General features: G+C 71.1%; 12 protein-coding genes. All 12 read left to right on the top strand.

Going from position 1 to position 11,925, the window contains the following annotated elements; translation table 11 throughout:
* Positions 1 to 17 precede the first annotated feature (17 nt).
* The 12 genes from ftsW to AC0QU1_RS15205 all read left to right on the top strand — a co-directional run bounded on the left by ftsW (position 18) and on the right by AC0QU1_RS15205 (position 11,761).
* A complete protein-coding gene (gene ftsW, locus AC0QU1_RS15260) occupies positions 18 to 1,253 on the top strand; it encodes a putative lipid II flippase FtsW (protein ID WP_483570441.1) in 1,236 nt (411 codons plus the stop codon).
* Positions 1,254 to 1,348: 95 nt separating this feature from the next.
* On the top strand, positions 1,349 to 2,503 hold the full coding sequence (gene murG / locus AC0QU1_RS15255) for an undecaprenyldiphospho-muramoylpentapeptide beta-N-acetylglucosaminyltransferase (RefSeq protein WP_483570440.1): 1,155 nt from the start codon (positions 1,349 to 1,351) through the stop codon (positions 2,501 to 2,503).
* Entirely contained in the window at positions 2,500 to 4,008 is a 1,509-nt protein-coding gene (murC, locus tag AC0QU1_RS15250; protein ID WP_483570438.1) for a UDP-N-acetylmuramate--L-alanine ligase, read from the top strand. Before murG ends, murC begins: the two co-directional genes overlap by 4 nt.
* Positions 4,009 to 4,205: 197 nt before the next feature.
* Entirely contained in the window at positions 4,206 to 5,039 is an 834-nt protein-coding gene (locus tag AC0QU1_RS15245) for a cell division protein FtsQ/DivIB (RefSeq protein ID WP_483570437.1), read from the top strand.
* 214 nt (positions 5,040 to 5,253) lie between these two features.
* Positions 5,254 to 6,582: a cell division protein FtsZ gene (ftsZ, locus tag AC0QU1_RS15240; protein ID WP_483570435.1), complete on the top strand. Its 1,329-nt coding sequence runs from the start codon at positions 5,254 to 5,256 to the stop codon at positions 6,580 to 6,582.
* Between the two features lie 58 nt (positions 6,583 to 6,640).
* Positions 6,641 to 7,432: a peptidoglycan editing factor PgeF gene (gene pgeF, locus AC0QU1_RS15235; protein ID WP_483570434.1), complete on the top strand. Its 792-nt coding sequence runs from the start codon at positions 6,641 to 6,643 to the stop codon at positions 7,430 to 7,432.
* Between the two features lie 268 nt (positions 7,433 to 7,700).
* A complete protein-coding gene (locus AC0QU1_RS15230; protein WP_483570433.1) occupies positions 7,701 to 8,171 on the top strand; it encodes a cell division protein SepF in 471 nt (156 codons plus the stop codon).
* A gap of 133 nt (positions 8,172 to 8,304) precedes the next feature.
* Positions 8,305 to 8,583, top strand: a complete 279-nt coding sequence (locus AC0QU1_RS15225; RefSeq protein ID WP_483570432.1) for a YggT family protein — start codon at positions 8,305 to 8,307, stop codon at positions 8,581 to 8,583.
* 277 nt (positions 8,584 to 8,860) lie between these two features.
* The gene (locus AC0QU1_RS15220) at positions 8,861 to 9,499 is read left to right on the top strand and encodes a DivIVA domain-containing protein (RefSeq protein WP_483570431.1); all 639 of its coding nucleotides are present in this window, start codon (positions 8,861 to 8,863) and stop codon (positions 9,497 to 9,499) included.
* A gap of 181 nt (positions 9,500 to 9,680) precedes the next feature.
* Positions 9,681 to 10,148, top strand: a complete 468-nt coding sequence (locus AC0QU1_RS15215; protein ID WP_129783259.1) for a TraR/DksA family transcriptional regulator — start codon at positions 9,681 to 9,683, stop codon at positions 10,146 to 10,148.
* A 296-nt stretch (positions 10,149 to 10,444) separates the two neighbouring features.
* The gene (locus AC0QU1_RS15210; RefSeq protein ID WP_483570430.1) at positions 10,445 to 10,999 is read left to right on the top strand and encodes a hypothetical protein; all 555 of its coding nucleotides are present in this window, start codon (positions 10,445 to 10,447) and stop codon (positions 10,997 to 10,999) included.
* Positions 11,000 to 11,374: 375 nt separating this feature from the next.
* A complete protein-coding gene (locus tag AC0QU1_RS15205) occupies positions 11,375 to 11,761 on the top strand; it encodes a hypothetical protein (protein ID WP_483570429.1) in 387 nt (128 codons plus the stop codon).
* Positions 11,762 to 11,925: the final 164 nt, after the last annotated feature.

Genomic DNA, 11,925 nt, shown 5'->3' with positions numbered 1-11,925 from the left:
CCGCGGGAGGAGGAGGGATGGCCACCACGAGCACGAGCCGCCGTCGTGCCCCGGAGCGCCCGTGGCTCGGCCAGTGGAACTCGACGGTGACCAGCTACTACCTCCTGGTGGGCACCACCGGCCTGCTCACCGTGATCGGCCTGATCATGGTGCTGTCCAGCTCGACGGTGACGTCGATCGCCGAGGGGCAGTCGCCGTACGCGGCGTTCCTGGTCCAGGCGCAGTACGCGCTCATGGGCCTGCCCGTGCTCGTCGTCGCGGCGCACCTGCCGGTCCGCTGGTACAAACGGCTCGCGCTGCCGGCGCTCGGCGTCGTGATCCTGCTGCTCATCGCGGTGATCTTCCTGGGCGAGGTCAGGAACGGCCAGCAGAACTGGCTCGTGCTGGGCCCGTTCACGTTCCAGCCGTCGGAGCTGGCAAAGCTCGCGCTCGCCGTCTGGCTCGGCACCGTGCTGGGCCGCAAGCAGGCACTGCTGGGGAGCTGGTCGCACGCGATCGTGCCCGCGGTCCCCGGCGCGGTGGTGATCCTCGGCCTGGTGCTCGGCGGGGGCGACCTCGGCACGGCGCTCGTGATGGGCCTGCTGGTGGCCGGCGCGTTCTTCGTGGCGGGCGTGCCGCTGTCCCTGATGAGCCTGGGCGGCGCGCTCGCCGCGTTCGTCGTGGGGTACGTGTTCATCGTGCAGCAGTCCTCCGGGGACCGGCTGCGGCGCATCATCGCGACCTACGGCGCCGAGTGCGACGAGGCCTCGGAGTGCTACCAGTCCCTGCACGGCCTGTTCGGGCTGGGCACCGGCGGGCTGTGGGGCGTTGGCCTGGGCGGGAGCCGCGAGAAGTGGAACTACCTGCCCGAGGCGCACAACGACTTCATCTTCGCCGTCATCGGCGAGGAGCTCGGCCTGCTCGGCACGGTGCTGGTGCTGGCGCTGTTCGCCGTGCTGGGGCTCGCGATGAGCCGGGTGATCCAGCGGCACGACGACCCGTTCGTCAAGGTGACCACCGCCGCCGTCGGCTGCTGGATCGTGGGCCAGGCGTTCGTGAACATCGGCGTGGTGATCGGGGTGCTGCCGGTGATCGGCGTGCCGCTGCCGCTGGTCTCGGCCGGCGGCTCAGCGCTGATCACCACGATGGCCGCGCTCGGCATGGTCATCTCGTTCGCCCGGACCGAGCCCGGGGCTGCCAAGGCCCTCGCTGCACGCGGTAGCGTCGTGCGCAAGTCACTGGCTGTGCTGGGCGGTGCGGTCCGGAGACGGTAGAAATGTGCACGGTGGTTCCCTCTGTGACGAGATCCTGCACAGCGGGCCGCCCGGGATCGATTCGCCTGGACAGTCCGGGCGACGACGAGAAGGTGATGATGAGCTCAGCAGTTGTGTCGGTGGTGCTCGCCGGGGGCGGCACCGCCGGCCACGTGAACCCCCTGCTCGCGGTGGCTGACGAGGTGCGGCGCCGCCAGCCCGGCGCGCGCGTGCTCGCGCTCGGCACCACGACCGGCCTGGAGGCCGAGCTGGTGCCGGCCCGCGGTTACGAGCTGCGCCCGATCCCCCGGGTGCCGATGCCACGCCGCCCCAGCCCCGAGCTGCTGCGGCTGCCGGGCAGGCTGGCCTCGGCGGTGAAGGCAGCGGAGGACGCGATCGACGAGATCGGCGCGCAGGCGGTGATCGGGTTCGGCGGCTACGTCGCGACCCCCGCCTATCTCGCGGCCCGGCGCAGGGGCGTGCCGATCGTGATCCACGAGCAGAACGCCCGTCCCGGCCTGGCCAACCGGCTGGGCGCGCGGTGGGCGGCCCGCGTGGGCCTCACCTTCCCCGGGACGCCGCTGCGCGGCGGCGTCCTCACCGGCCTTCCCCTGCGCCAGGCCATCGCCGGCCTCGTGCAGGCGCGCGAGGCCGACGCAGCGGGCGTGCGCGCCAGGGCCGCCGCCGAGCTGGGCCTCGACCCCGCGCTGCCGACCCTCGTGGTCACCGGCGGCTCCTCGGGCGCGCTGAGCCTGAACCGCGCCGTGTCGGGCGCCGCCGCGCAGGTGCTCGCGGCCGGCGCGCAGGTGCTGCACCTGACCGGCAAGGGCAAGGGCGACGAGGTCCGCGAGGCGGTGGCGGCCCTCGACCAGAGCCGCTACCAGGTCCGCGAGTACCTGGAGCAGATGGAGCTCGCCTACGCCGTTGCCGACCTCGTCGTCTGCCGGTCCGGCGCGGGCTCGGTGGCCGAGCACGCCGCCCTCGGCATCCCTGCCGTCTACGTGCCGCTGCCCATCGGCAACGGCGAGCAGCGGCTCAACGCGACCCCGCTGGTGGAGGCCGGTGGCGGCCTCCTGGTGGACGACGCGGACCTGACGCCCGCCTGGGTGTCCACCAACGTTCCCACGCTGCTCGCGGACCGCGAGCGGCTAGGTGTCATGGCGAAGGCGGCGCGGTCCGCCGGCACCGGTGACGGCGCGGCACGTGTCGTCGATCTCGTCGAGGAAGCCGTACGGTCAGCAGGTACCGACACCACGGAGGTCAGCTCATGAGCACCACGGTCACGGATCAGATGGCGGACCAGGTCGCGAGGCTCGGCCGCGTCCACATGATCGGCATCGGCGGGGCGGGCATGTCCGTCGTCGCCCGCCTGCTCGCCGGGCGTGGCGTGTCGGTGCAGGGCTCCGACGCGGCGGAGTCGGAGGCCCTCGAGGCGCTCCGGGCCGAGGGCGTCCGGGTGTGGGTCGGCCACGACCCGGCCCACCTGACGGGTGTGGACACGGTGGTGATCTCCAGTGCCGTGCACGAGGACAACCCCGAGCTCGCCGCCGCCCGGGCGCGCCGCCTCACCGTGCTGCACCGCTCGCAGGCGCTGGCCGCCCTGATGGACGGCTCGCGCGGCGTCGCCGTCGCGGGCGCGCACGGCAAGACGACGACGTCGGCGATGGTCGCCACCGTGCTCCGCGAGGCGGGCCTGGACCCGTCGTACGCGATCGGCAGCACCGTGCGCACAGCGAACGGTTCGATGCCGGGCGGCCACCTCGGCACGTCCGACGTGCTCGTGGCGGAGGCCGACGAGTCCGACGGCTCGTTCCTCAACTACACGCCCACCATCGCGGTGGTGACCAACGTCGAGGCGGACCACCTGGACCACTACGGCACGCCCGAGGCGTTCAACGGGGCGTTCATCCGCTTCGCCCGCCGCCTGGTGCCCGAGGGCTGGCTCGTCGCGTGCGCCGACGACGAGGGCTCGCTGTCCGTCGGCGCCACGATCTGCGCCACGGGCGGCCACGTCATCACCTACGGCACCAACGACACCGCGCGCGTGCGCGTCACGGACATCTCCACCACGGCGGAGGGCACGACGGCGGTGCTGCGCGGCGACATCCTCGGCACCAACGAGCAGGTGGCCGACGGCGCGGGCGTCTCGGGCAACGTGCCGGGCATCCCGATGCGCCTGTCGGTCCCCGGCAAGCACAACGTGCTCAACGCGACCGCCGCCGTGATCGTGTCGGTGCTGCTGGGCGTGCCGCCCGAGCAGGCGGTCGCCGGTGTCGAGGCGTTCGTCGGCACGGGCCGCCGCTTCGAGGAGAAGGGCATCGCCGACGGCGTGCGCGTGGTCGACGACTACGCGCACCACCCCACCGAGATCCGGGCCGTCGTGACGGCGGCCCGCGAGATCGCCGACGGCGGACGGGTGCTCGTGCTGTTCCAGCCGCACCTGTACTCGCGCACGCGGATCTTCGCCGACCGGTTCGCCCAGGAGCTGTCCGCGGCGGACGAGGTGGTGGTCACGGACATCTACGGGGCGCGCGAGGAGCTGGACCCGTCGGTCACGCCCCACACGATCGTGGACCTCATGACCGGGCACGGCGCCGCCTACGCGGTGCCGGATCGCCTGGACGCGGCCCACGCGATCGCCGACCTCGCCCGGCCGGGCGACGTGGTGCTCACGGTGGGCGCCGGTGACGTGACCCAGCTCGGGCCCGCCGTCCTGGCGCGCCTGGCGGGCCGCGTGGCGACGGGCTCCGCTGCCCCGGGGCTGGGCGAGGACTGATGCGCCCGCCCGCGCGCCCTCGCGCAGCGGGCACGGCACGGCCGCGCCCGGCGGACCAGGGTTCGGCCCCGCACGGCTCGGCACCGGACGGTTCGGTTCAGCAGGGTTCGGTTCAGGACGAGAGAGCGGTTCGGGAGCCCGAGGCCGGCCGGCAGACGCCGGCCGGCCGGCCGGCGGCCCGGCGGCATCCGGCGGAGGTGCCGGCCGCGCCGCCCCGGCCGGCGGCGACGCAGCTCCCGGCGCGCGGCCCCGAGCCCGACCGGGCGACGCCGGGCCTTCGTGACGGCGTGGTCTCCGACCAGCTCGCCGACCGTCTCGCCGAGCGCACCGCGATGGCCCGCTACCGCCTGTGGCGCCGGATCGGCTGGTCGGTGGCGGTGGCACTGGTCGTCGCGGGGCTCGTGTGGGTGGCGTTCTTCTCGCCGCTGTTCGGGCTCGACCCGCGGCAGGTGCGCGTGACGGGGCAGGGCACCACCATCGACGTCGGACAGGTGCGCGAGGCCGTGACGGACCAGGCGGGCGTACCGCTGCCGCGCCTCGACACGGTGGGCCTGCGCGGGGAGATCCTCGCGATGAACGCCGTCAAGGACGTGCGGATCACGCGGGTGTGGCCGGACGGGCTCGAGGTGGTCCTCACCTCGCGCGAGCCGGTGGCGGCGGTGCCGCAGCCGGGCGGCGTGCACGCGCTGATGGATGCCGACGGGGTACGCGTCGGCACGGTGGACGAGGTGCCGGACGGCCTGCCGGAGATCGTGGTCTCGCTCTCCGACGCCGACGCCGGCCACCGCGCCATGGACGCGGCCCTCGCGGTGCTGGGCGCCCTGCCGCCGAGGCTGGCGGCCGACATCCGGACGGTGAGCGCGGCGACGCAGGACGACGTGCGCACCACGCTGTCCGACGGGCGGGTCATCCGGTGGGGGAGCGGCGCGCAGGTGCAGCTCAAGACCAAGGTCGCGCAGACGCTGCTGCGCGCGGAGCCCTCGGCGACGACCATCGACGTGTCGTCGCCCGCGCTGCCGGTGACCCACTGACGCTGCCGGTAACCCACCGAAAGGGAATAACATCGGTGTGATTTCTCGCGTGCATCGTTGCGCGACACGCGCGACGATGTCGTCGACACACCTCGGCGGCACACCTACCGTCGAACTCAGCAGCAACCTGACATAACTCTAACCCTCTACCTCAACCTGAGAGTTTGAAGGGGCCGAGAGTCGGGACTCGGGACCCGAATCGAAAGGCGACGACGTGGCAACTCCGCAGAACTACCTGGCAGTGATCAAGGTGGTCGGTATCGGCGGCGGTGGTGTGAACGCCGTCAACCGCATGATCGAGGTCGGCCTCAAGGGCGTCGAGTTCATCGCGATCAACACGGACGCGCAGGCGCTCCTCATGTCGGACGCCGACGTCAAGCTCGACGTCGGGCGCGAGCTCACCCGCGGCCTCGGCGCCGGCGCGGACCCCGAGGTGGGCAAGAAGGCCGCGGAGGACCACGCGGAGGAGATCGAGGACGTCCTGCGCGGCGCCGACATGGTCTTCGTCACCGCGGGCGAGGGCGGCGGCACCGGCACGGGCGGCGCTCCGGTCGTGGCGCGGATCGCTCGCTCGCTCGGCGCGCTGACCGTCGGCGTGGTGACGCGCCCGTTCACGTTCGAGGGCCGCCGCCGCGCGGTGCAGGCCGAGAGCGGCATCGAGAACCTGCGCGACGAGGTCGACACGCTGATCGTCATCCCGAACGACCGGCTGCTGTCGATGTCCGACCGGAACGTGTCCGCGATCGCGGCATTCCACTCGGCCGACCAGGTGCTGCACTCCGGCGTCCAGGGCATCACCGACCTGATCACCACGCCCGGCCTGATCAACCTGGACTTCGCGGACGTGAAGTCGGTCATGCAGGGCGCGGGCTCCGCGCTCATGGGCATCGGCTCGGCGCGCGGCGAGGACCGCGCGGTGCAGGCCGCCGAGCTGGCGATCTCGTCGCCGCTGCTGGAGGCGTCGATCGACGGCGCCCACGGTGTGCTGCTCTCCATCCAGGGCGGTTCCGACCTCGGCCTCTTCGAGGTGCACGAGGCCGCGCGCCTGGTGCAGGAGGCCGCACACCCGGAGGCGAACATCATCTTCGGTACGGTCATCGACGACGCGCTGGGCGACGAGGTGCGGGTCACCGTCATCGCGGCGGGCTTCGACGGCGGACTGCCCAAGGAGCGCAAGGACCACCGCGCGCTCGGCCAGGTCGCCGGCGCCACGCGCAGCCCCGCGACGGCGCCGGTCCCGCTGCCCGACATGTCGGACGCCGCTCGCCGTGCACCCGAGCCGCACAGCACGAACGGGATGCCGCCGTCGGTCCCGCCGGCGCCGCACCCCGCTCCGGTCTCGACGCTGCCCCGCGTGATCGACGACGAGGGCTCGGACGACGTGCCGCGCACGCTGGACGAGCCGGCCGTCGTGGTGCAGGGCTCGTTCAACCGCCAGGACGTCCCGCGCGAGCAGGGCGACCGCGTGGAGGTCCCGCCGCTGTACGACGAGAACCCGCGCCGGACGCCGGAGGACCTGGACGTCCCCGACTTCCTGAAGTGACCGGCCCGGGCCCGGAAACCATCCGCGCCGGAGTTCTCCGCCCGGTACGCTCGCCCTCGTGAGCGACACCCGGGCTCTCGAAGGCGTGCACCCCGTCGACCTCGGCGACGGGGTGCACGCCTTCTTCACGACCGGCGCGGGCGGCGTCTCGCCGGCCCCTTGGGCAACCGCGGACGGCGGCGGCCTGAACCTGGGCCTGAACGTGTCCGACTCCGCCGCGCGGGTGGCGGTCAACCGGTCCCGCGCCGCCGAGCGGCTCGGCGCGCCCGTGGCGTTCGCCACCCAGGTGCACGGCTCGACCGTGCTCGTGCTCGGCCCGGCGGAGCGTGCGCGGTGGGCGGCGCACGAGCCGCCGGCGTCGGCGGGGGAGGGCGACGCGCTCGTCACCGCCGAACGCGGGCTGGGCCTCGGCGTCCTGGTCGCCGACTGCGTGCCGGTGCTGCTGGCCGACCCGGAGGCGCGGGTGGTCGGGGTGGCGCACGCCGGGCGCAAGGGTGTTGTGGCCGGCGTGGTGCACCGCGCCCTCGACGCCCTGGTCGCCCGCGGTGCCGACCCGGCGCGGGTGCGCGCCGCCGTCGGGCCGGCGGTGTGCGGGCGGTGCTACGAGGTGCCCGCCGCGATGCGGGAGGAGGTGGCCGCCGCCGTCCCCGAGACGTTCACGACGACCCGTGCGGGCACGCCGGGCCTCGACCTGCCGGCGGGGGTGGCCGCGCAGCTCGCCGCGCGCGGCGTCGCGGCGACGCGCGTCGACCGCTGCACGTTCGAGGATCCGGCCCTCTTCTCGCACCGTCGCGCGAGCGCCGCCGGTACCACGACCGGGCGTCAGGCCGGCATCGTCGCGCTCGTCTGAGCGTCTCCACCGGTGCTCGCGGAACCTGCGACACGCCGATAATTCGCCGCTGACCTGCAAAATCACACGGATGTCGTTTTTAGCGAGCGTTCGCTGAACAACTTTGGCAAAGTTGTTCGTGGCACGGCGTGTCGCCCTTCCGGGTCGGATGGCGCCGGGCTAGTTTTACCAAGGCGACCTCGATCAGGGGTCAAGGTCGGACCTGTTGCACGGGCCCGCTGGACACCGACAGAAGGACGCACAGCAGGCGACGAACGGAGAGTGAGCGATGGCCGGAGCGCTTCGCAAGACCATGCTGTATCTGGGCCTCGCCGACGATCAGGGCGAGCAGGAGTACCTCGACGAGTACGACGAGGGCCTGGAGGAGAACGTGGAGGATCACCGGCACGCACAGGTCACGCCGCTGCACCGCGACGGTGTGCCTCGTGAGGCCCTGTCCTCCTCGGAACTGCGCCGCATCACCACGGTGCACCCGCGGTCGTACAACGACGCACGGAGTATCGGCGAGGCCTTCCGCGCCGGGACCCCCGTCATCATGAACCTCTCCGACATGGACGACGCCGACGCCAAGCGCCTGGTCGACTTCTCCGCGGGCCTGATCTTCGGCCTGCACGGCTCGATCGAGCGGGTCACCAACAAGGTGTTCCTGCTCTCTCCCGAGCACGTGGAGATCGCGGCAGAGGAGCAGGCGTCCACCGAGAAGCCCAACGGACGTGGTGGCTTCTACAACCAGAGCTGAGCACAGCACTCCGAACGAGCAAGGGTGAGGGGCGGTCGCCGAGGCGGCTGCCCCTCACCCCTGTCCATCTCCGTGCGGATCCGTTACTGGCAGTTCACGTGATTCCTTGGCCGGACAGGTTAGGTTGTCCCTTGTGATCTGGGACTTCATCGGCTTCCTGCTGTGGCTCTTCCTGCTGTTCCTCATCGGACGGCTCGTCTTCGACTGGGTGCAGTTCTTTGCGCGGGACTGGCGACCACGTGGCGTGCTGCTCGTGATCGCGGAGGCGATCTACACCGTCACCGACCCGCCGCTGAGATTTCTGCGCCGCCTGATCCCGCCGCTGCGGCTCGGTCAGGTTCAGCTCGACCTGGCGTTCATCATCCTGTTCTTCGGCGTCTCGCTGCTCTCGTCGCTGGTCGGCGCGCTCTAGGGCCACCGGTCGCATGGTGAAGTCGCGTGGTGAATCTGTGCCGGTTCCCGGCGGGCCCGTCCGACGTCGGTCGGCCGGGCGCGCGGAATCATTGACCTGGGCATGGATATGGCCTGAGGTGACGCGGCACACTCTGTGAGGAAATCGTGCCCGGGGGCGCTCCCGGTGTCCAGCGCCGATGTCGTCCGCTACCGTGGGCTTCGACGAGGCCGCGCGGCCAGGCACCGCCGACGTCCGAGTCCTGCGTTTCCAACGTTCTAACTTTCGAGGTGACACGATGGCACTGCTTACTGCAGAGGACATCCTCAACAAGAAGTTCTCCGCGACGAAGTTCCGCGAGGGCTACGACGTCGAGGAGGTCGACGACTTCCTCGACGAGGTCGTGCGGACGCTGACCAACGTCCAGGAGGAGAACGAGGGTCTCCGGCAGAAGGTCGCGGCCGCCGAGCGGCGGATCGCCGAGCTGTCGCGCAACGACGCAGCGGCTCCTGCTCGCGCGCAGGCCGCGCCGGTCGCGGCGCCGGTCATGCAGGCGGGCCCCGCCGGCCCCAAGGGCGGCCCTGAGCCCGAGTCGGCGACCGGGATGCTCCAGCTCGCCCAGAAGCTGCACGACGACTACGTGCGCTCCGGGCAGGAGGAGGGCGACCGGCTCATCTCGGAGGCCAAGACCGAGGGTGCGCGCATCGTGCGCGACGCCGAGGAGACGTCGCACCGCACGCTCTCCCAGCTCGAACAGGAGCGTTCGCTGCTGGAGCGCAAGATCGACGAGCTGCGCCTGTTCGAGCGCGACTACCGCACGCGGCTGAAGAGCTTCCTGCAGAACCTGCTGGGTGACCTGGACGCGCGTGGTTCGGCGCTGCCGCCCCGCAACAACCAGCAGGCCGGCCGCCAGGCCGAGATGGCGCAGGGCATCTGACGCCACGCACCAGTCGAGCGCGGCGGCCGGACGTCCCCACCTCACCGGCCGGCCGCCGTGTGCGACACGCCACACGTACGTGATTGGGGCACGCCACACCGGCGTGCCCCGTTGTGCGTTCGGCCGCTTGTGCTTACGCTTCGTGCACTTGACCACCGGGGGCGACCGCGAAGGGGAACCCATGACCAAGATCTCGACTGCGACGCGAGCCGCGATCAAGCAGGAGTTCCCGAACCTGACACGTGACGTGAAGAAGTTTCCCGTCCGCGACGGTGAAGAACCCTGGACCCTGCGAGAGGCCGAGGAGCTGGCCGCACTGCTCCTCGAGGACAAGGAGCGGCTCGAGCGCGAGCTGCACGTGGCCGACCGGGAGCTGTCCGACCTGTTGCGGAACTCGGGCGACGGCGCGGGCGACGACCAGGCCGACTACGGGTCGAGCGCCCTGGAGCGGGAGCAGGAGCTCACGCTCGTCAACAACATGCGCGACCTCTTGGACCAGACGAACCACGCGCTTGACCGTATCCGCAAGGGCACCTACGCCACGTGCGAGCTCACGGACCTGCCGATCGGCAAGGCGCGGCTGCAGGCCTTCCCGCGGGCCACGCTGTCGGTCGAGGCAAAGGCGCGCGAGGAGCGTCGCGGAGCCTGAGCAAGAGGGCACGGCAGCGACGCCATGCGGACCTCGCGCCGAGATATTAACGCTGTGATGTCCTAGTTGCGGGTGTTCCTGGTGCATTGCCGGCCAGTTCGATCCCGGAATGTCTTATTTCATTCCGCCATCGCGTGTTGTGCCCCGTCACGTTCCGATTGACAGGGTGAATTTCTCACCGGATGCTCGTAGCGATGAACCACACATGTGTGGTTCATCGCTATTTAGTCGGAGCTATTCGAGGGGGAAACACAATGATCCGAGGATTCCGTGCAACCTGCCGTGCAGGGGCGGCCGTGGTCATGTCGGCCGGTCTGGTCGTCGGCGCGGCTACGGGTGCGAGCGCGATGGTGATGTCGGCGGGCGACGCCCCCGAGCTGATCAGCGCACCCTCTGCCGAGGGTGCGACGGACCTGGTCGACGGCGCCAAGGGCGCTGCCGACGCTGCCGACGTGCTCGGCACCACGAACCCGCTGGGCGTCGTTGGCGCCGACGGCGTCCTGGACGTCCTCGAGGGCTACGGCACCTCCGAGGTGCCGGTGGGCGTCGACGGCGCGATGGTCCCCGAGGAGATCGCGACCGCTGGCGACGTCGTCGAGATCGAGAGCGACGGCAGCTTCAACGCGCTGAACGACGTCTGCATCGCTCCCTGGTACTGGGAGGGCCCGGGCAACGTCGGTAGCACCGGCAACCTGACCGACTACCAGGCCTGCAACGACGGCGAGACGCAGCTCGGCGGCGACGGTTCGGTCAACATCCTCAACAACTGGTGTGTCGCTCCGTGGCACTGGGACGGCCCGCTGAACCTGTTCAACACGGCCAACGTGACCCGCTACGCGGCGTGCAACTGACGCTTGCGTCATCGGCTGTCGCCGTGCGGTGACACGGCGATAGCTTCGCACCGGTCGAGGCCCTTTCCCGGATCCCCGGGAAAGGGCCTCGTTGCTTTTGTCGCCCGTACTGTCTGCTTTCCGTCGGTCGCCCGCCGGTTGAACGCCCGCTGTATATCACCGCTGTGATGTCTGAGTTACGGGAGTTCCTGGCGCGATGGCACATAGATCGATCCTGGAATGTCTTGTTTCATTCCGTGTATGCGATGTCATGTTCCGATTGACAGGGTGAATATCCCATCTGATGCTCGTCGTGGTGAATCACACATGTGTGTTCCACCATTGTTTCAACGGAGCTATTCGAGGGGAAACACAATGATCCGAGGATTCCGTGTCATGAGCCGCGCTGCGGTGGCCGTGGCCATGTCTGTCGGTCTGGTCGTCGCCGGGGCATCCGGCGCAAGTGCGATGGCGATGTCCGAGGGCGACGCTCCCGAGACGATCAGCGCACCCGCCACCGACGGCGCGGTCGACGGAGCCGTGCCGGACGTCCCGGTCGACGTGCCGGACGTTCCTGTGGACGCACCGAACGTCCCGGTGGATGTCCCGGACGTTCCGGTGGATGTGCCGGACCTGCCCGTGCCCGAGCTTCCGGTCCCTGAGCTTCCGGTACCGGGTCTCCCGGTCGACGGTCTGATCACCACGGTGACGGACCTGGTCCAGGGCCTCCTCAGTGCCGTCCTGGGCGTTCTCGGTGGGCTCGGCGGCGGCGTCGGTGTGTGACAGTGGTGGAAATGTGTCCGGGCATCGCTGGCCGACGTATTCCGCCGGCCGCTCTGAGCATTCGGCGGTGAACATTCGGCGGTGAACAGGCACGGGCGAGGCCCTTTCCCGAATTCCGGGAAAGGGCCTCGCTGCTTGACGATCACCCGCACCGCCCGCGGCGT

Source organism: Promicromonospora noduliphila (assembly GCF_056951025.1).
This window is presented reverse-complemented; position numbering and strand designations above follow the sequence as displayed.